Genomic DNA, 24,625 nt, shown 5'->3' with positions numbered 1-24,625 from the left:
CGCGCCCGGGCCCTTCGCGCGTTCCTCCACCGTGTGACATCGCGGATGCGCGACGGCGGCGTCAGTCCCGCAGGCTGTGGAGCGCCTGCCGGGCCGCGGCGAGCGCCTCCTCGTCAGAGGCTCCCGCCTGCCGGGCGGCCTTCGCGAACTCCTCGGCCGCCGCCGCGAGGCGCAGCCGCAGCTGGTCCGCCGTACCTGAGATGACGGCCGTACGGCCGCGCCGCAGTTCGACCAGGCCCTCGTCGCGTAGCTGCTGATAGCCCCGCAGGACGGTGTGCAGGTTGATGCCGAGGGTGGCGGCCACGTTGCGCGCTGAGGGCAACCGGTCTCCGGGCCCCGCCGTACCGCCGGCCAGCGCCGCGCGTACGGCGCCCGCCACCTGGTCCGCCAGCGGCTGGGCCGACGAGAAATCCACCGTGATCAGCATGAGCCCGTCTCTCCGCGTCGTTGCCTGGTGAGCCAGCCGTTGACCAGCGCGGCCGCCGTGTCCGCCTCCGGGGTGGAGTACACGAACGAACGGTCGTCGGCGAGCGAGAGCACCAGCACCGGCCCCCTGCCGCTGACGGCCCCCCAGCCGTGCTCCCGGTCGTCCAGCTTGTAGCGGCCGGCCGGGGCCTCGGGCCTGGCCTCGGCAAAGCGTATCCGCGCCCACGGGACGGTGCGGCGCAGCCGCAGCCAGGGCAACGTCATCGTGACACCGGAGCCGTCGATCTGCAGACGGGTACGCGCCTGCGCCGTCTCCACCACCGTCCACAACGCCAGCAGGGCCACGCCGAGCCACCCGGTGTACGCCTGGACGGCCACCCACACGGCCGCGGCCGCCAGCAGAGCGCCGATCAGCAGGCTGCGGACCGACCAGGCGGAGGTCACGAACATCACCCGCTGCCACGGGCCGATCGCCATGGCGTTCACGTGCGGGGGCGGGGCGCTCCTGGCCTCGGGGTGCGCCGGCGACGGGCCCGCCGCCATCCATCCGAGCGCGAAGGCCCCCAGGGTCCCCGCGATCTCGACCGTCACGGGCCGGCCCGGCGGCGCCGCGTCCCCGAGGACGTCGACCAGCCCCAGCGACCAGGTCATGAAGGCCACGGGGATCGTGAGACCGACCACGAAGCCGATCGCCACCAGGAGGCGCTGCACCACGGGCACCCGCCAGTAACGCAGGAACGTGATGACGAGCAACGCCTCCATCCACACCATCACGCCGAAGACCGGCTGCGCGGACCAGTCCCGCCAGGTGAACTCGATCCTGGTGTCGAAGCTCCAGTGGTTGACCGTGACCCGATCGGGCAGGCGCTCGCCGAGCAGACCGACGAGGAGCATGGGGACGATGAACACCAGCAGTGGACCGAGCACCGTCAGGACCAGGCGGCGAGGACGCCGCTGCGCGGCGAAGTCCGTGGATGGGGACACCGGCCACCTCCAAGTGTTTGCTTTTGACTATAACACTGCTAACAGTTTGGCGAGCGGAACGGACCGGTGCGGACTCGGGACGTCAACTTCCCCGACAAAGTGCTCATTTGGTGAGCACTTTGCGGCGGAGGATAGGACCTGTCACGGACCGAAGGAAAGGGCCCACCCATGTCGCGAGCACCCATCACCAGCAGCGCCGGCGACCCCGAGCGGGCGATGCTCTTCGCGGACGCCGCGGGGTGGGAGACGTGGCTGGCCGAGCATCACGACGCCGGCGGCGGGGTCTGGCTGAAGATCGCCAAGAAGGGGTCGCCCGTCGCATCGGTCACGATCGCGCAGGCGCTGGAGGTCGCGCTGTGCTACGGCTGGATCGACAGCCGGCGCAAGTCCTGTGACGAGCACGTCTACCTGCAGCGGTACTCGCGCCGCCGGAAGGGCAGCCCCTGGTCGCGGGTGAACGTCGAGCACGTGGAGCGGTTGACCGCCGCGGGGCGCATGCGTCCGCCCGGTCTCGCGGAGGTCGCCACGGCCCGGGCGGACGGCCGCTGGGAGGCGGCGTACACCGCGCAGCGCGACGTCACCGTCCCGGCCGACCTGGCCGAGGCGCTGGCGGCGGAACCGGAGGCCGCCGCCCGGTTCGAGGCACTCGACAAGACCGGCCGCTACCTGCTGATCCTCCCGCTGCTCAAGGCCAGGACGCCGGCCGGGCGGGCCGTTCGCCTGCGGACGGCGATCGCCGGCCTGGCTGGGCCCGGCGGTCGGCTCCCGGCGAGCGACTGATCACCGGGCGGCCGGGCCACCGGGCCACGGCGTGCGGCCGGTCGCGCGGTGATGCGGCTGACGTGGCATGCGGGAAACGGCTCGGGTGAAGAGCGTGCGGCGACCGGCGGGTGCCGGCCGCCACGGGAAGCGGCTCAGGTGAAGAGCATGCGGCGGCCGGACACGCGGTATCCGGCCCGTTCGAAGACGGCCGCCATGGGCGCGTTGCCCACGTCGGTGTTGTCGTTGATCTCCGTCTCTCCTTCCTCGGCGAACAGGTGCATCGCCTCGGCAAGCAGGTCGAAGGCATAGCCGTTGCCGCGATGGCGATGGTCGACGCCGATGTAGCCGACGGTCGCCGACTTCGCGTTCCTGGTGGGCATGACCATCCCCACGAGCGCGCCGGACGCGTCGTGGGCCAGCCGCCACCGGCCGCGTCCACCGGGCATGTCCGCGAGCAGCGTCATCGTCTCGGCGGCCACCTCGCGCGGCGTCCTGGTGAGCAGCTCGCGGCTGTCCCAGGCGTCGAGGCTGCCGATCAGGACGTTCGCCAGGAGGTCGAGCAGCACCTCGTCGTCCGTGACGGGGCTGAACGTCAGCCTGGCCGGACGGGACGGCAGGCCGTCCTCGCGCTTCCAGGTGAGGTTGAGCCGTTCCACGTGGAAGTCCAGGCCGGCCAGCTCGGCCGCCCTGGCCCGCGCGTCGGCGTCGGCCCTGGCGTCGGGACGCTCGCGCCAGTCGGCGGGCAGGAAGAGGTGGTATTCGGGCCGCCTGCCCAGCGGGGAGTGGTAGCCGGGTGGGACGAGGGCGGCGTAGGCGGCGCGGAGCAGGGCGGCGCCCGTCTCGACGGTGTCGAAGTCGAAGAAGTCGAGGGCCCACGGGTGCTCGGCGTCGGCCGGGCCCCAGAACGCGGCGCGGGCGACGACCTCGTCGCCGCGCTGGGCGATCCAGACCCAGGCGGGCCGGTACTCGCCATCGGCCGCGAGCTCGGCGAAGGCACGGCTGCGCCGGCCGACGCCGGAGTCAGGAAGGCGGGTGACGCGGTCGAACAGGGGGAACTCGCGCTCGTCGGTGAGAGCGCGGAAGTCGGTTTCGGTCAAGGGATCTCCTTGCGGGAGCGCTCCCTCAGGCGGACACCCGTCCGGAGGGAGAGCGCGACGACATGGCGGACGACATGCTGCTCCTCACCTCCTCCGATCGATCACCGCCCGGACCCTAGCGGCCTGCCGCTGCCTGGCGCAACAGGGAATGCGCCGGGCGTTCCGCGGGTTGGAGGCATCTAGTTTAAGTTTCAATTAGATCGGAGCTCGTCGTGAACATGGGACACATCCTGATGCTGCTCGTGGGCGTGCTGGTCGTCGGCGGCATGGGCGCCGCCCTGATCGCGCTCGTCCACTCCGGGGTCCGCGCCGGCGAGTGGCCCGTGGAGAACAGGCGTCGCGTCGTCTGGCGCGGTTTCGTCGTCCGTTGAGGCCCGCGGCGGCCGCAGGCCGGTCGCAGGACGCCGAGCGCCTCGCGGTGGTGAGGCGGGCGTGCCCATGGCCGTGCCGCCGCCCGCCTGACCCGGCGAGAGTCGTGCCGTGGCCGGATCAGCCGGAGGCTCGCGCGCGGAAGGCGGCGGCCTTGGCCCGGTTGCCGCATCCGCGCATGTCGCACCACCGCCGCGTGCGCCGGTGCGAGGTGTCCACGTACAGCCGGGTGCAGGGGGCGGCCTCGCACTCCCTGACGCTCGCCGCCTGGGCCCCGCCGAGCAGGTCGATCGCCGCCCTGGCGGCGGTGGCGAGGGCGGCGGCCACGTCTCCCGCGCGCGCCACGTCCCCGGACGGGAGCAGCCGCACGTCCGGGAGCCGCCCCCCGGCGGCCTGGTTGACCAGGTCGAGGTCGGCGGGCTCGAACCCGGCGCCGAGCCGTACGGCCGAAGCCAGCCGGTAGATCGCCTCGCGCAGCGCCCTGGCCCGCGCCAGGTCGTCCGCGTCCGCGGCGGGCGGGGCGTCCAGCAGCCCGGCGGCGACCGTCCACCGGGCCAGGTCGGCGGGCGTGCTCAGCAGGTCGACGCGCTCGTTGCGCCGGTGGCCGACCGTCCCGGCGAGGTCGAGGCCCAGGTTCCCGCTGACGAAGGTGAACTCCACGAACCCCATAGTAACCGACTTGACAGGTTAGTTTGTGGCCTGCGACGGTCAGATAACCGCCTTTGCCGGTTATTACAGGGAGCTGATCGTGCCAGGACCCAACCACCGATGGATCGTCCTGTCGCTGGGTGTCGCCGCGCAGGCGAGCTTCTCGGCGATGTTCTCCGGGCTGCCGGTCACGGGGGTCACGATGCGCGCCGACTACCACCTCTCGACCGGCCGGCTCGGACTGGTCCTGGGCGGTCTGGGGCTCGGCGTGGCGATCTCCGAGATCGGGTGGGGACTGCTGACCGACAGGTACGGCGACCGCCGGATCCTGCTCACCGGCCTGCTCTCGACGGGGGCGCTCATGGCGATGATGGCGCTGGTCCCCCTCCGCTCCGTGGCGGCGCTGGCCGCCTGCATGGTGGCCGCGGGGGCGCTGGGCGGCAGCGTCAACGGCTCCTCGGGACGGGCGGTCATGACCTGGTTCGCCGACGGGCAACGCGGCTTCGCCATGAGCGTGCGGCAGACGGCGATCCCCGTCGGCGGCGCGGTCGGGGTCGCCCTGCTGCCGTGGCTGGCCGAGGCCCACGGGTTCGCGCTGGTCTACGGCGTGCTGGCCGGGTTCTTCGCGCTCACCGCGGCCGCCACGTGGCGCTGGCTGCCCGCCGCCGAGGTCGCCGCCGTCGTGCGCGAGCGTTCCGCCTCCCCGCTTCGCCGCTGGGACGTCTGGCGTTTCGCGCTGGCCGGCGGGCTGCTGACGGTGCCGCAGTTCGCCGTGCTGGCCTTCTCCGCGATCTTCCTGCACGACGTCAAGGGCGAGGGCGTGGCGCTGGCCGGCCTGGTCGTGCTGATCGCGCAGCTCGGTGGGGGCGCGGCCAGGGTGTGGACGGGACGGCTCAGCGACCGCGGCGGCGACCGCCGTACCATGATCAAGGGGATCGGCGTGCTCATCGCGGTGGTCATGGCGGGCGCCGCCGTCCTCACCCACGCGCCCACCCCGCTGACCGTCGCCGCCCTCGCGCTGGGCGGGCTGCTGGCCAACGCGTGGCACGGCGTCGCCTACACCGAGATCGCCGTCATGGCGGGTCCGGGACGCGAGGGCGCGGCTCTCGGTCTGGAGGGCACCACGCTCTTCGCCGCCGGCTTCCTCACTCCCGTCCTGATCCCGGTCGTGCTGGCCGCGACGTCGTCGTGGACGGTCGTCTGGGCACTCGCGGCCCTGGCGCCGCTCCTGGCCGTACCGCTCATCCCCGGCTCCCCGAGGCGGATGGCGGCGGTCGAGGCGCCGGCGGCCTGAAAAGAACATGCCCACCAGGGGCCCAGTCGGTACGGTTGCCGAAATGACCCCCATTTTCCGGCTTTGTGATGAATACGTCACCAGAGCGGCTCAGCTCGACCCCATCGATGCCGTCTACCTCGGAATCACCGGCGACTTCGGCGTGGCCACCGACTACAGCCCCGAGGGACACGCCGCCAGGCACGAGCTGACCAGGTCCACGCTGGCCGAGCTCGACACCCTCAGGCCCACCTCGGCCGACGACCGCCGCGCCGCCGACCACCTGCGCGAACGCCTGCAGGCGCAGGCCGCGTGGTTCGAGACCGGCGAGCAGTACCGCGACCTGCGCAGCCCCTTCGGCATGCTCTCCTCGGTGCGGGACAGCGTCGACCTGCTGTCCACCGGCGACGACGACAAGTGGCGCGCGGTGGCCGCGCACCTGGCCGCGGTGCCGGAGATGCTGGCGAGCTGGCGGGCCTCGCTCGACGAAGGTCTGCGCAGGGGACTGGTGGCGGCACGACGGCAGGCGGTGGAGGGCGCGGCCCAGGCCGAACAGTACGCGGGCACGCACGACGACCTGGTCGCCGCCTACGGCGACGGGCCGCTGGCCGGCGAGCTGGCCAAGGCCGCCGCCCAGGCCCACCAGGGCTACGCGGACGCGGCCCGCTACCTCCTGCGGGAGTACGCGCCGCGGGCCGCCGAGCACGACGGCGTCGGCCCCGAGCGCTACGCCGTCGCCGCCCGGCAGAACCTCGGCGCCGACATCGACCCGCTCGACGCCTACGAGTGGGGCTGGGCCGAACTGCACAGGATCGAAGAGGAGATGGCCGAGGAGGCCCACGCCATCCTGCCCGGCGCGAGCGTCGACGAGGCGATCGCGCACCTCAACGAGACGCAGTACGTCGAGGGCGCCGAGGCCTTCCACGCCTGGCTCAGGGACAGGCACGACTTCGCCGTCGAGGCGCTGCACGGCACCCACTTCGACATCGCCGAGCCGCTGCGCACGGTCGACGTGAAGCTGCTGCCAGGCTCGACGGCCGGCGCGCCGTACTACACGGGGCCGAGCGAGGACCTGACGCGCCCCGGCCGCACCTGGTGGCCGGTGGGCGGGCGGGAGCGGTTCGCCACGTGGAACGAGCTGTCGGTCGTCTTCCACGAGGGCGTCCCCGGACACCACCTGCAGATCGGCGCGGTCGCCGTGGCGGGTGACCGGATGTCGCGCTTCTCGAAGTTCTCCTGGGTCAGCGGGCACGGCGAGGGCTGGGCGCTGTACGCCGAGCGGCTGGCCGACGAGCTGGGCTGGCACACCGAGCCGGGCACCCGCATGGGCATGCTGGCCGAATCGGCCCTCAGGGCCGCGCGCGTCGTGATCGACATCGGCGTCCACCTGGACCTGCCGCTGCCCGACGGCTCCCGGTGGAGCTTCGAGAAGGCCTGCGAGACGCTGCGTGACCGTGGCCGCGCGCTGCCGCACAGCGTCCACGCCGAGATCGTCAGGTACTTCGGCTGGCCCGCGCAGGCGATCACCTACAAGCTGGGCGAGCGGGCGTGGCTGGAGGCGCGTGCCGAGGCCGCCCGCAAGCCGGGCTTCGACCTGAAGCAGTGGCACACCGCCGCCCTCAACCTGGGCCCGATCGGCCTGGGCAACCTCAGCGCCGCACTCCGCGAGATCTGACGTAGGGGAAACGGAGGGGAACGGGCGCGGTCCCTCGTGTCCGGCGGGGGACCGGCCTGGCCGGACGCGTGGCGCCGGCTCGACCAGTGCCGATGGAGCCCTGCGTGCCGTACAGATCGGCAGGAAAGCGGGCGTGTCGGAAAACGGGCGCGACGATTTCTCCCGGTACGGTGGGCGGATCGCGCAGGGAGACCGGGCAAGTCGGCACGATCTGTCCCTGTGGTCTGGTGGAATCTAGTGCTGTGAGTTCTCAGACCTGGCGGTTGGTGCGGCGACGAGGCAGTGGGCCCGGTGCGGCCCCTGCGCTCGACCGTGACCAGCGCGCCGTGGTCGAGCACCCAGGCGGCCCGCTGCTGGTCCTCGCGGGCCCCGGCACCGGCAAGACCACCACGATCGTCGAGGCCGTCGTCGACCGCGTCGAGCGGCGCGGCGTCGACCCCGAACGCGTCCTCATCCTCACCTTCAGCCGCAAGGCGGCCGAGGAGCTGCGCCAGCGGGTGACCAGCCGCATGCGCCGCACCACCAGGACCCCGCTCGCGCTCACCTTCCACAGCTACGCCTACGCGCTGCTGCGCAGGGAGGCCGTCCTCGAGGGCAGGGAGCCGCCGCGCCTGCTCACCGGTCCCGAACAGCTGCTGGAGATCCGCCGCCTGCTCCACGGCGAGCTCGAGGACGGCGCCCGCCTGTGGCCCGAGTCGCTGCGCGAGGCGCTCAAGACGCGCGGCTTCGCCGAGGAGCTACGCGACTTCCTGGCCCGCGCGGGCGAGCGCGGCCTCGACGCGGCGCGCCTGGTGGAGCTGGGCCGGCAGTACGGCAGGGCGGACTGGGCGGCCGCGGGCCGCTTCTCCCAGCGCTACCAGGAACGGTTCGACCTCGACCCCGAGCTGTCGCTCGACTACGCCGAACTGGTCAGGGCCGCCGCCGCGCTGCTCGCCGACCCCTCGGTACGGCACCGCGAGCGCTCGGCGTACGACGCGGTGTTCGTCGACGAGTACCAGGACACCGATCCCGCGCAGGAGCACCTGCTGCGCCAGCTGGCGGGCGACGGGCGCGACCTCGTCGCCGTCGGCGACCCCGACCAGTCGATCTACGGCTTCCGCGGGGCTGACGTCCAGGGGATCCTGCGCTTCCCCGAACGCTTCCGCGACCGTGCGGGGCGTCCCGCGCCCGTGGTGGCGCTCCACGTCTCGCGCCGCAGCGGCACCGACCTGCTGGCCGCCTCGCGCCGCGTCGCCGCCCGCCTGCCCGCCGCTCCCGCTCCCAGCGTCGGCTACCCGGCGGCGTCCGGCGGGCGGCCTTCCGCCGCCTCGGACGCTCGTGTCTCCCCGGTGGCCGGGACGCGTCCGGGGGAGGCAGGGAAGGCGTGGGAGCGGCCCGACCGGCGGCAAGCGCGCGGTCACCGGGACCTGGTCGCGCCCGAGGACGTCGACCCCGGGCAGGTCCGGGTGCTCCTGGCCGACAGCGTCAGCCAGGAGGCGGCGGTGGTCGCCGACACCCTCCGCCGGGCCCACCTCATCGACGGGATGCCGTGGCATCGGATGGCCGTGCTGGTGCGGTCGGCCACCCGGCAGGTGCCGCTGCTCAGGCGTGCGCTGGTGAGCGCCGGTGTGCCGACGATGGTGGCGGGCGACGAGGTGCCGCTGGCGCAGGAGCCCGGCGTCCGTCCGCTGCTCACCACGCTCCGCGTCGTCCTCGACCCGCGCGCGCTCGACGAGGCGGCGGCCGAGGAACTGCTGACCGGGCCGTTGGGGGGCACCGACATGCTCGGCGTCCGCCGGCTCAGGCGCGCCCTCAAGATCGCCGAGAACGAGATCACCCACCTCCTGCCCGGGAAAGCGCGCCCCTCCGCCGGACCCGCTGACGCGCCCGCTGGCCCCGACGCGTCCGCCGGTCCCGAAGCGTCCGCCGGCTCCGACACGTCCGCCGGCTCCGACACGTCCGCCGGCTCTGACACGTCCGCCGGTCCCGACGCGTCCGCCGGTCCCGACGCGTCCGCCGGTCCCGAAGCGTCCGCCGGCTCTGACACGTCCGCTGGTTCCGACGCGTCCGCTGGTTCCGACGCGCCCGCGGGTCCCGCTGATGCGTCTGCCCGCTCCGACACGCTCGAAGACGCCGGGAAGGTCGCGCCCCGGGACCGGTCCGGGCCGCCGCGGTCGTCGGGCGAGCTGCTCATCGCCGCCCTCAAGGACGTCAGAGAGCTGGTCAGGATCGAGCCGCACATCGCCCATCCCGCCGAACGCGTGGCCAAGCTCATCCAGACCGCCCGCGACGCCGTACAGGCCGGGGGCACGGCGGAGGACGTGATCTGGGCGGTGTGGCAGGCCAGCGGCCTGGCCGAGCGGTGGACCGACCTCAGCCTCGCGGGCGGCGCCAGGGGAGCGCAGGCCGACAGGGACCTGGACGCCGTGGTCGCCCTCTTCGACTACGCCGCCAGGTTCGTGGACCGGATGCCGAAGGCGGGCCCTGAGGTGTTCCTGGAGGATCTGTCCTCCCAGGAGATCCCCGGCGACACGCTCGCCGAGCGGGCCCCGGACGGCGACGCGGTCAGGGTGCTCACCGCCCACCGGTCCAAGGGCCTGGAGTGGGACCTGGTCGTCGTGGCGGGCGTCCAGGAGGGGGTGTGGCCCGACATCAGGCTCAAGGGCTCGCTGCTGGGCATCGACGAGCTGGTCGAGCTGGCCGAGGGCGCGCCGCTCGACTCCACGGACGCGACCGTCGCCGCGCTGGCCGCCAGGCAGCTGGCCGAGGAGCGGCGCCTGTTCTACGTGGCCGCCACCAGGGCGCGGGAGAAGCTGGTCGTCACCGCGATCGGCGGAGAGGACGCCGACGAGCGTCCGTCGAGGTTCCTGTCGGAGCTGATGCCGGGCGCGGTGGAGGAGGCGACGGTCGACGACCACGCCAGGTGGCTGAACCTGGCCGCGCTCGTCGCCGACCTGCGCAGCGTGGTCACCGACGCCGCGCAGCCGGAGCGCATGCGCACGCAGGCGGCGCGGCATCTGGCGCGCCTGGCCAGGCAGGGTGTGCAGGGCGCGCATCCCAGCGAGTGGTACGCGCTCACCCCACTGTCCGACGATCGCCCGCTGAGCTGGCCGGACGGCATCGTGCGCATCTCGCCCTCGGCCGTGGAGAGCTTCACCAAGTGCGGGCTGCGCTGGCTGCTGGAGACGGCGGTGGGCGCGGCGGGCACGAGTTCGGCGCAGGGTCTCGGCACGGTCGTCCACGCGCTGGCCGTTCTGGCCACCGAGGATCTGGCCGGGGAGGAGCTGCTGGGCAAGCGGCTCGACGACATCTGGACCGAGCTCGACTTCGGCGGCGTCTGGTTCAACCGCAAGCAGCGCAGGGTCGCCGAGCAGATGATCGCCAAGTTCATGGAGTGGCAGCGCCGCAACGGCAGGACCGTCGTCGCCACGGAGGAGTCGTTCGTGGCGATGGTGTCGGAGGGCGTGCAGATCAAGGGCCGGGTCGACCGGGTGGAGATGGACGAGCAGGGCAGGGCGTTCATCATCGACCTCAAGACCGGCAGTTCGAAGCCGCGGCCCGAGGAGCTGGACCGGCATCCTCAGCTCGGCGTCTACCAGCTGGCGGTGCTGCTGGACGCGTTCAAGCGGCACGGCCTGGCCGAGCCGGGCGGCGCCGCGCTGGTGCAGGTCGGCAAGGCCGCCGGCAAGGAGGCCAAGGAGCAGGCGCAGGCCCCGCTCGACAGGGACGACAACTGGGCCAGGGACATGGTCGACACGGTCGCCATCGGCATGTCGGGCCCGTTCTTCCAGGCGAAGGTCAACGACGGCTGCCGCACGTGCGCGGCCAAGGGGAGCTGCCCGGTCAACGACAGCGGGGGGCAGGTGTGCTGAGCCCCGTCGAGCTGGCGGACAAGCTCGGCATCCTGCCGCCCACGCCGGAGCAGGCCGCGGTCATCGAGGCGCCGCTCGAACCCATGGTCGTCATGGCAGGAGCGGGCTCGGGCAAGAGCGAGACCATGGCGGGCCGGGTCGTCTGGCTGGTGGCCAACGGCCTGGTCAAACCCGAGCGCGTCCTCGGTCTCACCTTCACCCGCAAGGCCGCCGCCGAGCTGGCCCACCGGGTGCGGGAGCGCCTGAACGGCCTGGCCGAGGCGGGGCTGGTGCCGGCGCAGGTGCTCGACAACGAGCCGACCGTCTCGACCTATCACGCCTACGCCGCCCGCCTGGTCACCGACCACGCCGTCCGCGAGGCGCTCGAACCGACGATGCGCCTGGTCACGCCCGCCGTCTCGTGGCAGCTGGCCTCGCGGGTGGTCGCGATGTACGACGGGCCGATGGACCGGATCGAGCTGGGCCCGCCCTCGGTCACGGCCGCCGTGCTGGAGCTGGCGGGTGAGATGTCGGAGCACCTGCGTTCGAGCGCGGACGTCAGGAGGGTGGGCGAGTGGCTGCGCGAGCGCCGGGGCGAGGCGACCACCGTCCGCCAGCGCCGGCCGATCGGCGTGCACGACGCCCGCGAGCAGTTGCTTCCCCTGGTGGAGGCCTACGAGCGGCTCAAGCGGGCCCGCGAGGTGATCGACTACGGCGACCAGATGTCGCTGGCGGCCCGCATCGCCGCCAACCATCCCGACGTGGGCCGCATCGAGCGTGCCCGCTACTCGGTGGTGCTGCTCGACGAGTACCAGGACACCAGTCACGCCCAGCTCGTCCTGCTCAGGAGCCTGTACGGCACCGGCCACCCGGTCACCGCCGTCGGCGACCCCTGCCAGTCCATCTACGGCTGGCGCGGCGCCTCGTCGGGCAACCTGCGGCGCTTCGTCGCCGACTTCCCGACGGCCAAGGGCGACCCGGCGCCGGTCAGGCAGCTGAGCGTCAGCTTCCGCAACGGCGACCGGGTCCTCGACGTGGCCGCGCGCGTCCAGCTGCCGCTGCGCATGGAGGCCCGCGAGGTGCCGGTGCTCGTGCCGGGGCCGAACCGGGTCGACAGGGGCCGCGTGACGTGCGCCTTCCACGAGACCGCCGAGGACGAGGCGCGGTGGGTGGCCGAGCAGGTCAGGCAGGCGCTCGGCCATGAGGTGGCGCCCGACGGCCTGCCGTGGGGCGGCGGGGAGCGCAAGAAGACGCCGGCCGTCCAGCCCCAGGACATCGCGGTGCTGGCGCGCAAGCGGTCGCAGTTCCCCGTGCTGCGCCGGGCGCTCGAGGAGCGCGACATCCCGGTCGAGGTGGTGGGCCTCGGCGGGCTGCTGACCGTGCCGGAGGTCAGCGACCTCGTGGCCACGCTGAGGGTGCTGTACGACGCGGGCGCGGGCGACGCGCTGGCCCGGCTGCTGGCGGGCCCGCGCTGGCGGATCGGCCCGGCGGACCTGCGGCAGCTCGGCGAGTTCGCCAGGGAGCTGAACCGTGAGCTGCGCGAGGGCACCGAGCGCGTGGCCGATCCGCTGGACCAGGCCGTCGCGGACCTCGCCGAGGAGCGCGGCAGCCTGGTCGACGCGCTGGACGAGCTGCCGGACCGGCCGGAGTGGCTGGAGGCGTTCTCGCCGCTGGCCAGGACCAGGATGGTGGCGCTCGCCCAGGAGCTGCGCCACCTGCGCGCGCACACGCACCAGCCGCTGCCCGACCTGATCACCGAGGCCGAGCGCCGCATGGGCCTCGACATCGAGGTGGCGGCCCGAGCCGGTACGGCAGGCGCCGTCGCGGCCCGCGCGGATCTGGACGCCTTCCTCGACGCCGCCTCCCGTTTCGCGGGCGACGCCGAGGACCCGACGCTCGGCGCCTTCCTGGCCTACCTGGAGGCGGCAGAGAGCGAGGAGTTCGGCCTGGAGGCCGGCAGGGTCGGTGAGAGCAACAGCGTGAAGCTGATGACCGTCCACGCCTCGAAGGGCCTGGAGTGGCCGATCGTCGTCGTGCCGGGGCTGTCGCAGCTGGTGGGCAGGACCGGCATCACCAAGGGCAGCATCTTCCCCTCCACCCCGGTCACCAACAGCCGCTGGACCGACAATCCGCGCAAGCTGCCCTACCCGCTGCGCGGCGACGTCGCCGACCTGCCCAGGCTGGCCGGGCTCACCAGGGACGAGCTGGACGCCTTCGACGAGCGCTGCCGCGACCGTGACCTGATGGAGGAGCGCCGCCTGGCCTACGTGGCGGTCACCCGCGCCCACTACCACCTCATCGCCTCCGGGTACCGGTGGGGGACCGCGTCCAAGCCGCTGGAGCCGTCCGACTTCCTGCTGGAGATCAGGGACACCTGCGGCAGGGTCGCCTGCTGGGCGCCGGAGCCGGCGGAGGGGGCCACCAACCCGCTGCTCGCCGAGCCCGCGGAGGCCACCTGGCCGCTCGCTCCCGGCGGCGTCCGCCGGCAGGCCATCGAGGAGGGCGCCGACCTGGTGCTGCGGGCGCTGATGGAGCCGCCCGACCTGGGGGAGACGGCCGGGCTCGACGACGAGCCCGACACGGAGGGCATGGAGAGTGCGGAGGGCGTGGAGGGCGCGGAGGAGATCGGCGAGGGCGACGCGGAGCGGCTGCGGGCCTGGGCGCGCGACACCGACCTGCTGCTCAGGGAGCGGGCCTCCGGCGGGCGCCGCACGCAGACCGTGGTGGAGCTGCCCGCCAGGCTGACCGTCTCCTCGCTGGTCACGCTCGCCACCGACCCGCGCGCGCTGGCCCGCAGGATCCGCCGGCCCGTTCCCACCCAGCCGGCTCCGCTGGCCCGCCGCGGCACCTCCTTCCACAAGTGGCTGGAGTCCAGGTGGGGGCAGCAGCGGCTGATCGACGACTTCGAGCTGCCCGGCGCCTACGACGAGCCGGAGGAGATCGACGCCCGGCTGGCGGAGCTGCAGGAACGCTTCGAGGAGAGCGAGTGGGCGGGCAGGGAGCCGCTCGACCTGGAGGTCCCGTTCGAGACCATGATCGCCGACCGGCTGGTGCGCGGCCGCATGGACGCCGTCTTCGAGCGGGACGACGGCTCCTACGAGGTGGTCGACTGGAAGACGGGCCGCCCGCCCTCCGGCAAGGCGGCCCGCGGCGCGGCCGTGCAGCTGGCCGCCTACCGGCTGGCGTGGTCGCACCTGGCCGGGGTGCCGCTGGAGCGGGTGGGCGCCGCCTTCCACTACGTGCGCTTCAACAGGACCGTCCGCCCCGTCGACCTGCTGGACGCCGACGGCCTGGTCGCGCTGATCGAGTCGGTCCCGCTGCGCCGCTGACCCGCCCGGCTCCCCGGGCGGGTCAGGTGAGGTAGTGGAATCCGGGCTTCGGATGCATCAGGAAGTCGTGGTGGGAGATGTTCCACGCGTAGGCCCCCGCCATCGCGAACACCACCGTGTCGCCCACCCTGATCGACGTCCGCACCCCGCTGGCCAGCACGTCCTTCGGCGTGCACAGCTGCCCGACGATCGTCACCGGCGTGTCCGCCACGCCGGGCCCCGATCCCGTCGGCAGCACGGTGAACGGCTGCGAGTGCCCCTTCGTCGCGGGTGTCCGCAGGTGGTGGGTGCCGCCGTGCACGATCGCGAACACCTCCCCGTGCACCCGCCGTACGTCGATCACCCTGGTCACGTAGGACCCGCAGTAGACGGTCAGCGCCCGCCCCGGCTCGATCCGCACCACCTGCCCGGGGCGGCGCAGCGCGGCCAGCCCGGCCCCGTAGGCGGCCCAGTCGAAGCGGGCGGAGGGCGAGGTGTAGGAGACGGCCATGCCGCCGCCCACGTTGACCTCCTCGTCGTGCCGCGCCAGGACGACCGCCGCCAGATCCAGCAGCGCGGGCGCGTCCAGGCCGCTGGCCAGGTGGGCGTGGACGCCGCGCAGCCGTACCGTGTCGGTGAACAGCGGCAGGCAGGCGGCCAGCCCGTCGGCGTCCATGCCGAACGGCCCGCTCATGGTCAGCGCCGCGCCGGTGGTCTCCACCCGCAGGTTCAGCCGCAGCAGCACGTCGGCGGGCACGCCCGCCGCGACCAGCCGCCGCAGCTCGAAGGGCGACTCGACGTGCACCCGGTGTGCGGGCAGGCGCAGCTCGGCGTCCGTCTTGCCGGGCCCGCCCAGCGCCAGCCGCGCCTTCGGCAGGACGGCGCCGACGTGCGCGTGCTCGCCCGCCGACGACACCTCGAAGCCGTCGACGTGGGGGGCGAGGACCCGCAGCAGCGCGGGGTCCGGGTTGGCCTTGACCGCGTAGTACAGCTCGACCCCGGGGAGGGCGGCCCGTACGGCGGCGGCGTGCGCGTCGAGCCCCGCCAGGTCGTAGACGAAGGCGGGGGCGTCCAGCGTCGGAGCGATCTCGTCGATCATGCGAAGTCGATCACGCGAAGGGGTTCCCGATCGGCACGTACCCGGCGCTCCTGTCGGCGCCGCGGGCCCACCTGACGGTCAGGTTGGCCTTGGCGGGCAGCGGAGCGCCCGCCAGCAGGTCCGACAGCGGCAGCGGCCGGCCCGCCGCGTCGCCGTACCCGGCCAGGACGTCCCTGGCCACCGCCCACAGCTCGCGCAGCCCGGCGTCCGTCGTGGCCAGCGTGGCGGCGATCTCGGTGAGGTGGTTGACCATCAGGCAGTAGACCACCCGGGCCCAGCCGCGCGCGGCGTCGTAGGTGAGGGCCTGGGCCACCCGCGGGTGCATGCCGGACAGGTCGTGCCCGACGAGCTTGGTGCCCTCCAGGTCGCGGAAGATCGCCTCGACGGGACGGCCGGCGGGGTCGAGGCAGACGAGGACGTTCTGCAGGTGGGGTTCGAGGACGACGCCGTGGGTGAAGTACGCGTCGAGCACCGGCAGCGCGACCACGCGCACGTAGGCGGCCCACCAGGAGACCGGGTCGGCCGGCGGCGCCGCGCAGGCCAGCGCCCCCGCCAGCACCGGGGTCAGGCCCGGCGAGCACACCGACCACGGGCCGGCCCGCACGATCACCCCCAGCCCCTCCAGCAGCCTGCCGCCGAGGGCCGCCGAGCGGTAGCCGGGCTCGGGCAGCCACCGGGTGCCGGGGTACTTCGCCGACAGCTCGGCGAAGATCGGGGCCAGCCGCTCGGTCAGCGCGACCGCGCCCGACAGCTCGTACCAGGCGTTCTTCCTGACGCAGTTGGTGATCCGCACGTCCAGGCTGAACTTCAGGCAGGTGCCGCTCACCGGGTCGTACACCGTGCGGACCGAGGAGGTCGGGGCGACGAGCGGGCCGGGACCGAGGTCGATCAGCCGGTCGTCGAACGCGGGCCTGAGCAGGTCGAGCTGCCACGGGTGCGCGGGCAGCAGCGCGTAGCCGGGCGGCGCGACCCCGGCCAGGTCGAGGGCGGCGGCGTCGCCCTCCTCCGCCAGCACGTCCTCGCGCACGCCCAGCAGCCGCAGCGGGAAGGCGGCGTGGGCTTCAGGGGCGTACCTCAGCCAGTCGTCGCCCGCCCGTGCCTTCGGCGAGGGATGGAACGGATGCCCGAGCACCAGCGCCTGCTCCGAGGCCAGCCAGGGGTCGTTCGGCGGCGGCGCGGCGGCGCGGGCCCGCAGGATCGCCGCCAGCGCGTCCCTGCTGGCCGCCACCTGCGCGGCGAACTCGGGGTTGCGCCCGTCGAGCTCGGCCTCGGCCAGCCGGACCAGCTCGTCGGCGGTCAGCGGCACCCACGCGCCGAACTCCAGGCGCTCCACCGGCCCCTCGAACCGCAGGGCGGCGCCGCCGCCCGCGCGCGCCCTGATGAGCGTGTCGGCCACCGTCAGCAGCAGGTACGGCGAAGCCGGCCACACGTGCCCTCGCGGCCCCGCCACCTCCCGCACGCAGCAGCGCAGCAGCGCCGCCAGCGTGGCCTGCTCGGCGATCGCCGCGGGCGGGTCGAGGACCAGGCCTTCCATGATCAAGCACTCCTCAGAAGGGACTAATGGGAAAGGTGCCAAGTGGACTGCCACTACGGTCCTGACCCGGCACGACGGTGGGGTGGCAGGCCGACGAGCAGGTTTCCCGTTAGGGACAGGGCCCGCAGGTAGTTGGGCCCGCTGGTGCCGTAGAACTTGTTGACGTCGCGCGCCCCCGAGCGCTCCTTGGCCACGAGCGTGCCCGCGGTGATCATCGACTTGCCGGTCAGCCTGACCGCGTCGAGCGTGCGGGCGCGCAGCAGCTTGGCCATCGGGTCGTCGCCGTGCTCGGCCAGCGCCTCCTCCAGGCAGCCGCGTACCAGCATGGCGGCCCGGTCGGCGGGCAGCGCGCCGAAGGCGATCGAGGCCGCCGCCAGGTGCAGGGTGATGGTGACGAACACGTCGGCCAGCGCGTGCGGGTCGTCGGTGAGCATCCGCTCGTCGGTGAAGGACGGCGGGGTCACTCCCGCGGCGGCCAGCCTGGCGGGGGAGACCAGCAGGCCGTCGTTGTCCTTGACGAGGAGCTTGAGGCCGGCGCCGCCGTCGATGACGAGCGCCAGGTTCTGCTGGTGGGCCTCCAGGGCCACGCCGTACCGGACGAACAGCCGCACGTTCCAGCGCAGCAGCGTCGTGAGGTAGCGGGTCAGCAGGTCCTCCACGTCGCCGAGCTCCTCGCGCACCTCGGGGACGTTCAGCGCGGCGACCGGGATGATCCGGCCCTCCGGCAGGCGGCGCAGCATCCAGCCGAGGTACTCGTGGCCCGCGTGGGCGTAGGTCTGCTCGTCGGCGAGCAGGATGCCGGGGTCGGCCAGGGCGCGCAGCAGCCGTTCGGCGGAGGCGCCGTCGGCCAGCGTCGACGGTTTGATCGAGCGGCGGTTGCGGCGGCCGAGCGTGCTGGTGGGCAGCGGCAGCTTCAGCTGCGTGCGGTCGTCGAGCTGCACGGTCCGCATCGACAGCGTCGGCCTGACCGTGATCCGCGGCCCGACGTCCGTCAGGCGGGCCCGCGGCGGCAGCGCGCCCACGCTCAGCGGATGGACGGGCATCAGCACCGCACCGCCCTCCTGCGGCCCCCACTGCGTGGCCGCGCCCGTCACGTCGGCCCGTGGCACCCACGCCCAGCGCAGCTCGAAGGAGGGCGCGAACTCGGGGGCGTAGGCCAGCAGTTCCTCGTCCGACAGGCCGGCCCGCGCCCGCGCCGTCGGGTAGACGGGATGGTCGACGAAGGCGGCGAGCGCCTCGTAGTCGGCCAGCCGCCTGCCCGTGATGCGCGGCCGGTGCTCGTCGTGCAGTTCGAGCGCGTGCAGGGCCTCCACGCACTCGTCGAAGAAGGCCGCCACACCCTCGGCGTCGGCGGGGTCGGCGATCTCCTGGAGCGTGTTGAGCACCTGTTCGAGACCGAGCAGCTCGTCGTCGGCGACCACGAAGTCCTGGAAGAGCAGGCCGGGCGCCAGCCGTACCCGCCTGCCGTCGGCCAGCAGCAGCGCCACGCCCTCCTTGCTCCTGGTGACCCGCTTGGCCAGGTCGCCGTAGTCCTCCCGCAGCAGCGCGTCGAGGATCCTCCTGGCCAGGTACGGCTCCCGCCGCCTCATCCGATCACCCACGGGTGCCGTTCCATGAACGACCCGACGGCCGCCTCGACCTTCTCCGCCGAGGGCCCGACCGCCCTGATCACGCCCAGGTAGTCGCGGTTGGTGTTGGTGAGCTCCACCCTGTCGCCCACGCTTCTGAGCGGCCTGTGCCACAACCCGTCTCCTTCGAAGGCGGGCGGCGCCTCGACGACCACGCCCGATCTGTCGGCCACCACGCTGACCGCGCACCCGTGACCGCCGGCGGCCGGAACCTCGGGAACCGGCTCGCCCAGGTGCACCCGCAGGATCCACTCGAACAGCGGCACGCCGAGGATGTCGGCCAGCAGGAAGTCGCAGTGGTCGCCGATGACCCGGTAGTTCACCTCGACGATCCTGGGACCCCGCGCGGTGACCACGTACTCGGTGTGGCACGCCCCGAACCCGACGCCCAGCGCCTCCAGCGCCCGTAGCACGTGCGGGTCGGCCTCCGGCGCCCAGTCCAGCCGCTCCTCCACGAAGTGCGGCAGCGGCCCGAGCGTGGTGGCGAACCCGCCGAGCACCCGCGTCGTGGCGCCGTCGCCGAGCGTCTCCAGGGTGCGCAGCGGCCCCTCCAGGTACTCCTCGACGACCAGCGGGAGGTCTCTCAGCCCGGCGATCGCCCGCTCCAGGTCGCGCTCGACCAGCATGACGTTCTCGCTGGCCACCCCCTCGCGCGGCTTCACCACCACCGGGTACGGCACGCGGCCCGGCACGGGGTCGCCGGGGGCCAGCCGTACGGACCAGACCTTCTCCACCCCCGCCTGGGCGAGCCTGCGGCGGGTCAGTGCCTTGTTCTTGGCCGCCAGGCACGCCCGCCAGTCCTTGCCCGGCAGGCCGAAGTACTCCGCCGCCAGCGCGGTCTCCACCTGCAGGTGGTCGGAGTTGGAGAAGATCGCGTCCGGCCGGTGGTGGTGGGCGATCGTGTCGATCACCGCCCGTGGATCCCACACGTCGCACGCGATGGCGTCAGGGTGTTGCTCCGGCCGGTCGGTGAGGATCGTGACGTCGCAGCCCAGCGCGCGGGCCGCGGGCAGGAAACCGTCGGTCACCGAGTCGGTCGGTTTGGCAGCGGTCATGTAGAGCCGCAACGCGTGGCACCCCCGGGCTCAGGTAAGGCTAACCTAACTCGGCAGATCCTAGCGTGGTGGAGATCATGATGCGGCACGGACAGCGTAATCGCCCTGTATGAGAGTCATCTCCGCTCCTACTCGCTCGTGTTCGACGAGAAGAGCCGCGGCTACCGCGACAACCTGGTGGTCTACGCTGCCTGACACAAGGGCCCGGCGTTCACGCGCCGGGCGCCCTGCGTCCTGTCACGGTCAACCGACCGTCATAAGATGGCATCGAATTCCGGGAGGAAGTGGCGCGTGGAGACGACCGCAGAAGAGCAGCTGCTGGGGCCCCTGCTCCTCGCGCGCGGCACGATCGACAGGTCGGCCCTGCTGCGTGGCGACGCCGACTGGCTCGCCAAGGCGTGGGCGGACCCGACGAGCAGGGTGCTGCTCGTCAGCGACGGCCACACCCTCGTCAGGCGCGCGGGTGACCAGGTCGAGGTGATCCTGTACACCACGCGGGAGGCGCCCGAGGGCGAGCGCTACCTGCTCGGCGTCGAGCACGGCGTCGCCTACTTCGCGGTCGCCGCGCCGCTGCCGGGGTTCGCCACGGCCGACACCAACGGCCGCGTCGTGAGCCCGCTGGGCCTGGGCGACACCCCCGAGGGCGAGCCGTTCCCCGCGGGCCTGCGCCAGGCCGGGGCGCTCCTGGGCGACCGTGACGCGGGCCTGCTCGTCTACGCGGTCGCGCTGGAGGCCTGGCACACCACGCACGAGTTCTGCCCGCGGTGCGGCAGCCGTACGAAGGTCGAGGCGGGCGGGCACATCCGCGTCTGCCCCGAGGACGGCAGCCAGCACTTCCCGAGGGTGGACCCGGCGGTCATCATGCTGGTCCGCGACGAGCACGACCGCTGCCTGCTCGCCCGCGGCCCGCAGTGGCCGGAGGGGCGGCTGTCGATCCTGGCCGGCTTCGTGGAGCCCGGGGAGTCGCTGGAGCACGCGGTCGTCCGCGAGGTGGCCGAGGAGGTCGGCATCACCGTCGTCGACCCGCGCTACCTGGGCAGCCAGCCGTGGCCCTTCCCCCGCAGCCTCATGCTGGGCTTCTTCGCCAGGGCCATCAGCACCGAGGTGGTCTGCGACGCAGACGAGATCGCCGAGGCCCGCTGGTTCTCCCGCGCCGAGCTGCTGGCCGCCCTGCAAAGTGGCGAGGTACGGCTCCCGCCGCCCGTCTCCATCGCCCGCCGCCTGATCGAGACCTGGTACGGCGACCACCTGACCGGCGACTGGTGACCTGGCTCGGCGGCCCGGGCGAGCCCGGCCGCCGCGTCACGCGGGCACGTGGTTGCGCAGGCGCAGTTCCTCGGGGAACGGCAGGAAGTAGGTCTGCTCCCTGACGTAGGAGGCGGCCGGCTCGCCGCGCGCGTGATGCCGCAGCAACGTCGCGGGGCGGGGCCGCACGCCCGCTCCCGCCACCAGACGCCCCGCCTCCCGGTGGCGGGCCGGGTCGTGGGCCAGGATCTGCATCTTGTGCCTGGCGTGGAAGGCGACCAGGTCGGCGGGCCGCCAGTCGCCCTCCAGCAGCTCGCGCAGCCTGGCGTGGGCGAAGACGCGTTCCACGAAGCTCTCCCTGAGCAGGTCGTCGTTCAGCCGCCCCTCATCCTCGACGGGCAGCTCGGGACGGGAGTCCATCACGACGGCGGCGAAGAGACCCCGGTTGCGCTTGCCGACGGGCTTCCCGCCGCCCTCGGGGTACAGCGGGATGCCGTAGACGCCGCAGCTGGGGCTCCTGGACTTGAAGACGTACCCGTCGACGTCGAGCCCGGCGCCGCGGGCGCTGGCCAGCGCGGTCATGCGGTCGGTGAGGTCCACGCCGGTCGTCCGGGTCACCAGCCGCGGGCCGTCCGGTGAGCGCTCCAGCCTGAGCGTCTCGCGCGGGGCGCCGAGCCCGGCTTCCATCTCCGGGCAGATCCGCACCCAGTCCACGAAGGGGTCGAGGGCGCCCGACAGGAACCGGTCGCGGCTGTGCCCGCCGTTGAACCTGACGGGATCGCCCAGCAGGCAGCTCGAGACGGCGATCCTGGGCCTGACGGTCGTCATGCCGCCGCCAGGAGGGTCGAGAGGCGGTGCAGGCCGCGTGCCGTACGGGCCTTGACGGTGCCGAGCGGGACGCGCAGCCGTTCGGCGATCTCCCGCTGGCTCAGGTCGCCGTAGTAGGCCAGTTCGATGGCCTCGCGCTGCGGCGCGGGCAGTTCGGCCAGCGCCCGGCGGACCAGGTCGCGGTCGGCGAGGGAGTCGCCGTCGGCCCTGCCGTCGGACCCCTCGGGCTCGCCGACGGCCTCCAGCGAGACCGTGGGGACGCGCCGGGCGCGCAGGTGGTCGACGGCCCGCTTGTGGGCGATGCCGAGGACCCACGTCGTCAGGCTCCTGGCCGGGTCGTATCGGTGCCTGGACCGCCACACCTCGGTGAACACCACCTGGGTGACGTCGTCGATGTCCTGCGCCGGCACGAGGCGGCGCAGGTAGCAGCGGACCAGTGAGGCATGGGTTCGGTAGCACTCGGCGAGCGCCTCCATGAGAAAGCCTCCCTGCGAGATAACTTATTCAAAACTCATTCAACCTCCACCGCGGGCGACCGTGCAACCAAGCCGAGGGAGATCAGCCGGCGGCGCCGGCGATCACCGTGATGGCCTCCTCCAGCGAGGTCACCCTGGTGACCCTGGCGGGCAGCGCCCCGCCCCACCCCGGCCCGCCGACGACGATCCCGGCGGGCGGGCGGACCGCCGGCAACCCCGCCAGCGGGGCGGGGTCACCGGTCGAGGACTGCTGCGACCAGACGAAGACCACCGAAGGACCGAGGCGGCGCATCGCGTCCCCCAGCGCGGGATACGGCGTGCGAGCGCCCAGCACCCGCGTCTCCACCCGCCGGTCGACGGTGAGCGCGGCGGCCAGCACGTAGACGGGCAGGCTGTGCTGCTCCTCCGCCGCGCAGGCCAGCAGCACCGGCCGCGCGTTCACGGGCCGGGCGGGACGCTCGACCAGCGGAGAGAGAGCGGCCAGCAGCCGGTCGGAGAACAGGTGCTCGACGTCGATGCCCGCGCCCGTCTCCGCCTGCCTGCGGGAGATCGCCGTGAAGACGGGGCGGACCAGCCGTTCCCAGGTCCACACCACCCCGTGCCGGGCCAGCGCGGTCCCGACGCCCTCTGCCACGGCCCGCCCGTCGAGCGCCTGGGCCGCCCGCGCCAGCATCGCCGCCGTCGGCACCGGCCCAGGGGCCGGAGCGCCAGGGCTCTCGGCCCGCGGCGTACCGGCCTCCGGTACGGCAGGCAGGCCGGCCACGTCGCCCGGCGTGACGGTGAGGCGGAGGGCCTGGCGGGCGGCATCGGCGGGTGCGACGCCCTCGCGGATCAGCCGGCTCATCTCCGCCAGCCGCAGCAGGTCCCCCGCGTCGTAGCGGCGATGGCCGCCCGGACTGCGCCTGCTGGGGCCGATGCCGTACCGCAGGTTCCAGGTCCGCAGGGTGGGCGCGGGCACGCCGAGCCGCCTGGAGACGGCGCCGATGCCGTACCCAGGCTCCTCCTCGGGCAGCTCGCCCCGCTCATGCGCGCCGATCCCGACATTGTGGCGGATCGGCCGCCCCCGGTCGCAACCGCGGGGCGGCGGCCCTCGAATACCTGGGTGATGGACACCGTCATCGTGCTCTTCACCAGGGACCTCAGGGTCCGCGACCACCCGGCGCTGGCCGCCGCCTGCGCGCAGGCCCGGCGGGTGGTGCCGCTGTTCGTGCGCGACCCCGCCGTGCCTTCGGGCCGCCGCGCCGCCTTCCTGTCCGACTGCCTGTGGGACCTGCGCGACTCGCTGCGCGCCCGCGGCGGCGACCTCCACGTACGGCAGGGCGACACCGTCGCCGAAACCATGCGCCTGGCCCGCGAGACGTCCGCCACAGCCGTCTTCATGAGCGCCGACGTCAGCTCGCTCGCCCGGCGCAGGCGCGAGCGGTTCGCGAGGGAACCGATCGAGGTCAGGCACTTCCCCGGCGTGACCGTCGTGCCGCCCGGCCTGCTGCGCCCCTCGGGTGAGGGCGACCACTACCGCGTCTTCACCCCCTACTGGTGGGCCTGGTCGCAGGCGCCACGACGGCCGGCGGCCCAGACGCCCCACGCCGTCCCGACCCCCGAGGGGCTGCCGGCGGGCCCGATCCCGCGCGGCGTGCCGTACGGGGGGATCAGGGGCGGCGAAACGGCGGCGAGGGAGAGGATGCGCGCCTGGACGCGCCGCTCGCTGGACGACTACGCCGGCCTGCACGACGACCTGGCGGGCGACGGCACCTCCAGGCTCAGCCCGTACCTGCGGTTCGGCTGCCTGTCACCGCTGGAGCTGGCCGGATGCGGCAACGAGGACTTCGTCCGGCAACTGTGCTGGCGAGACTTCCACCACCAGGTGGCCTGCGCCTTCCCCGACCTGAACCGGCGCGACTACCGGCCGCGCGGCACGGCGTGGCGCTCCGACAAGGACGCCGAGCAGGCCTGGCGAGAGGGCATGACGGGAGTGCCGATCGTCGACGCGGGCATGCGACAGCTGCTCGCCGAGGGCTGGATGCACAACCGCGCCCGCCTGATCACGGCCGCCTACCTCGTCAAACATTTGCGCGTCGACTGGCGGGTGGGCTACGAGCACTTCTTCGAGCTGCTCCTGGACGGCGACGTGGCCAACAACGCGGGCAACTGGCAGTGGGTCGCGGGCACCGGCAACGACACGCGACCCAACCGCACGTTCAACCCGCTACGGCAGGCCAGGCGGTTCGACCCCGAAGGGGAGTACGTCCGCCGGTACGTGCCCGAGCTGGCCGGACTGCCCGCGACGCTCGTCCACGAGCCGTGGCTGCTGACCGATGGCCGGACCGGCGCTTATCCCGCGCCTCTCACGCCGCTCTAGGAATCTCGGATGGGCCCCGCTCGAGGCGG

At 73.6% G+C, this 24,625-nt stretch carries 19 protein-coding genes; 8 read left to right on the top strand and 11 right to left on the bottom strand.

The window, feature by feature from the left end; genetic code table 11:
• Nucleotides 1-61: 61 nt before the first annotated feature.
• Both ACWEVS_RS02845 and ACWEVS_RS02840 read right to left on the bottom strand, forming a co-directional pair.
• Nucleotides 62-427 carry a GntR family transcriptional regulator gene (locus ACWEVS_RS02845; RefSeq protein WP_449917677.1) on the bottom strand — a complete coding sequence of 122 codons (366 nt, stop codon included), beginning with the start codon at nucleotides 425-427 and terminating at the stop codon, nucleotides 62-64.
• Nucleotides 421-1,410, bottom strand: a complete 990-nt coding sequence (locus ACWEVS_RS02840) for a hypothetical protein (protein WP_452549627.1) — start codon at nucleotides 1,408-1,410, stop codon at nucleotides 421-423. Before ACWEVS_RS02840 ends, ACWEVS_RS02845 begins: the two co-directional genes overlap by 7 nt.
• 168 nt (nucleotides 1,411-1,578) lie before the next feature.
• Between ACWEVS_RS02840 and ACWEVS_RS02835 the strand changes: the two genes are divergently transcribed.
• On the top strand, nucleotides 1,579-2,190 hold the full coding sequence (locus ACWEVS_RS02835; protein ID WP_452415899.1) for a YdeI/OmpD-associated family protein: 612 nt from the start codon (nucleotides 1,579-1,581) through the stop codon (nucleotides 2,188-2,190).
• Nucleotides 2,191-2,324: 134 nt separating this feature from the next.
• Here the strand turns inward: ACWEVS_RS02835 and ACWEVS_RS02830 are convergent, their stop codons facing one another.
• Entirely contained in the window at nucleotides 2,325-3,269 is a 945-nt protein-coding gene (locus ACWEVS_RS02830) for a GNAT family N-acetyltransferase (RefSeq protein ID WP_452549625.1), read from the bottom strand.
• A gap of 212 nt (nucleotides 3,270-3,481) precedes the next feature.
• Between ACWEVS_RS02830 and ACWEVS_RS02825 the strand changes: the two genes are divergently transcribed.
• On the top strand, nucleotides 3,482-3,640 hold the full coding sequence (locus ACWEVS_RS02825) for a hypothetical protein (RefSeq protein ID WP_449917669.1): 159 nt from the start codon (nucleotides 3,482-3,484) through the stop codon (nucleotides 3,638-3,640).
• A gap of 118 nt (nucleotides 3,641-3,758) precedes the next feature.
• Here ACWEVS_RS02825 and ACWEVS_RS02820 read toward each other — a convergent pair whose 3' ends face one another.
• Nucleotides 3,759-4,298, bottom strand: coding sequence for a CGNR zinc finger domain-containing protein (locus ACWEVS_RS02820; RefSeq protein WP_449917666.1), 540 nt, complete (start codon nucleotides 4,296-4,298; stop codon nucleotides 3,759-3,761).
• 88 nt (nucleotides 4,299-4,386) lie between these two features.
• Here ACWEVS_RS02820 and ACWEVS_RS02815 point away from each other — a divergent pair, with 88 nt between their 5' ends.
• From ACWEVS_RS02815 to ACWEVS_RS02800, 4 genes are all read left to right on the top strand, one after another.
• Nucleotides 4,387-5,580, top strand: a complete 1,194-nt coding sequence (locus tag ACWEVS_RS02815) for an MFS transporter (protein WP_452549623.1) — start codon at nucleotides 4,387-4,389, stop codon at nucleotides 5,578-5,580.
• 43 nt (nucleotides 5,581-5,623) lie between these two features.
• Nucleotides 5,624-7,234 carry a DUF885 domain-containing protein gene (locus ACWEVS_RS02810; protein WP_452549621.1) on the top strand — a complete coding sequence of 537 codons (1,611 nt, stop codon included), beginning with the start codon at nucleotides 5,624-5,626 and terminating at the stop codon, nucleotides 7,232-7,234.
• Nucleotides 7,235-7,500: 266 nt separating this feature from the next.
• Nucleotides 7,501-11,085 carry a UvrD-helicase domain-containing protein gene (locus ACWEVS_RS02805; RefSeq protein WP_452549894.1) on the top strand — a complete coding sequence of 1,195 codons (3,585 nt, stop codon included), beginning with the start codon at nucleotides 7,501-7,503 and terminating at the stop codon, nucleotides 11,083-11,085.
• Entirely contained in the window at nucleotides 11,079-14,393 is a 3,315-nt protein-coding gene (locus tag ACWEVS_RS02800; protein WP_452549619.1) for an ATP-dependent helicase, read from the top strand. Before ACWEVS_RS02805 ends, ACWEVS_RS02800 begins: the two co-directional genes overlap by 7 nt.
• A 22-nt stretch (nucleotides 14,394-14,415) precedes the next feature.
• On the opposite strand, the gene ACWEVS_RS02795 is transcribed toward ACWEVS_RS02800, so the two are convergent.
• Genes ACWEVS_RS02795 through ACWEVS_RS02780 form a run of 4 tightly spaced genes read right to left on the bottom strand, consistent with a single transcriptional unit; the run spans nucleotide 14,416 to nucleotide 19,688 of the window.
• The gene (locus tag ACWEVS_RS02795; RefSeq protein ID WP_452549617.1) at nucleotides 14,416-15,471 is read right to left on the bottom strand and encodes a type III PLP-dependent enzyme; all 1,056 of its coding nucleotides are present in this window, start codon (nucleotides 15,469-15,471) and stop codon (nucleotides 14,416-14,418) included.
• 10 nt (nucleotides 15,472-15,481) lie between these two features.
• Entirely contained in the window at nucleotides 15,482-17,005 is a 1,524-nt protein-coding gene (locus tag ACWEVS_RS02790) for an IucA/IucC family protein (RefSeq protein WP_452549616.1), read from the bottom strand.
• Between the two features lie 53 nt (nucleotides 17,006-17,058).
• On the bottom strand, nucleotides 17,059-18,606 hold the full coding sequence (locus ACWEVS_RS02785; protein WP_452549614.1) for an IucA/IucC family protein: 1,548 nt from the start codon (nucleotides 18,604-18,606) through the stop codon (nucleotides 17,059-17,061).
• On the bottom strand, nucleotides 18,591-19,688 hold the full coding sequence (locus ACWEVS_RS02780) for an ATP-grasp domain-containing protein (protein WP_449917648.1): 1,098 nt from the start codon (nucleotides 19,686-19,688) through the stop codon (nucleotides 18,591-18,593). Before ACWEVS_RS02780 ends, ACWEVS_RS02785 begins: the two co-directional genes overlap by 16 nt.
• Nucleotides 19,689-19,979: 291 nt before the next feature.
• On the opposite strand from ACWEVS_RS02780, the gene nudC reads away from it, so the two are divergent.
• Complete coding sequence (gene nudC, locus ACWEVS_RS02775; protein ID WP_449917646.1) at nucleotides 19,980-20,954, top strand: NAD(+) diphosphatase; 975 nt, start codon at nucleotides 19,980-19,982, stop codon at nucleotides 20,952-20,954.
• 36 nt (nucleotides 20,955-20,990) lie between these two features.
• Here the strand turns inward: nudC and ACWEVS_RS02770 are convergent, their stop codons facing one another.
• The 3 genes from ACWEVS_RS02770 to ACWEVS_RS02760 form a co-directional block, all read right to left on the bottom strand.
• Nucleotides 20,991-21,761, bottom strand: a complete 771-nt coding sequence (locus ACWEVS_RS02770; RefSeq protein WP_452549612.1) for a YbgA family protein — start codon at nucleotides 21,759-21,761, stop codon at nucleotides 20,991-20,993.
• Entirely contained in the window at nucleotides 21,758-22,237 is a 480-nt protein-coding gene (locus ACWEVS_RS02765; protein ID WP_354905932.1) for an RNA polymerase sigma factor, read from the bottom strand. Before ACWEVS_RS02765 ends, ACWEVS_RS02770 begins: the two co-directional genes overlap by 4 nt.
• Before the next feature lie 82 nt (nucleotides 22,238-22,319).
• Nucleotides 22,320-23,222, bottom strand: coding sequence for a MerR family transcriptional regulator (locus ACWEVS_RS02760; protein ID WP_452549893.1), 903 nt, complete (start codon nucleotides 23,220-23,222; stop codon nucleotides 22,320-22,322).
• Nucleotides 23,223-23,342: 120 nt separating this feature from the next.
• Between ACWEVS_RS02760 and ACWEVS_RS02755 the strand changes: the two genes are divergently transcribed.
• A complete protein-coding gene (locus ACWEVS_RS02755; RefSeq protein WP_452549610.1) occupies nucleotides 23,343-24,596 on the top strand; it encodes a cryptochrome/photolyase family protein in 1,254 nt (417 codons plus the stop codon).
• Nucleotides 24,597-24,625: the final 29 nt, after the last annotated feature.

It is taken from the genome of Nonomuraea sp. NPDC003754, from assembly GCF_053605785.1.
This window is presented reverse-complemented; position numbering and strand designations above follow the sequence as displayed.

Bases quoted from the DNA above. Each gene is read 5' to 3' on its own strand.
- ACWEVS_RS02845 (WP_449917677.1), bottom strand. From the start codon at position 427: ATGCTGATCACGGTGGATTTCTCGTCGGCCCAGCCGCTGGCGGACCAG.
- ACWEVS_RS02835 (WP_452415899.1), top strand. From the start codon at position 1,579: ATGTCGCGAGCACCCATCACCAGCAGCGCCGGCGACCCCGAGCGGGCG.
- ACWEVS_RS02810 (WP_452549621.1), top strand. From the start codon at position 5,624: ATGACCCCCATTTTCCGGCTTTGTGATGAATACGTCACCAGAGCGGCT.
- ACWEVS_RS02795 (WP_452549617.1), bottom strand. From the start codon at position 15,471: ATGATCGACGAGATCGCTCCGACGCTGGACGCCCCCGCCTTCGTCTAC.
- ACWEVS_RS02790 (WP_452549616.1), bottom strand. From the start codon at position 17,005: ATGGAAGGCCTGGTCCTCGACCCGCCCGCGGCGATCGCCGAGCAGGCC.
- ACWEVS_RS02780 (WP_449917648.1), bottom strand. From the start codon at position 19,688: ATGACCGCTGCCAAACCGACCGACTCGGTGACCGACGGTTTCCTGCCC.
- ACWEVS_RS02770 (WP_452549612.1), bottom strand. From the start codon at position 21,761: ATGACGACCGTCAGGCCCAGGATCGCCGTCTCGAGCTGCCTGCTGGGC.
- ACWEVS_RS02765 (WP_354905932.1), bottom strand. From the start codon at position 22,237: ATGGAGGCGCTCGCCGAGTGCTACCGAACCCATGCCTCACTGGTCCGC.
- ACWEVS_RS02755 (WP_452549610.1), top strand. From the start codon at position 23,343: ATGGACACCGTCATCGTGCTCTTCACCAGGGACCTCAGGGTCCGCGAC.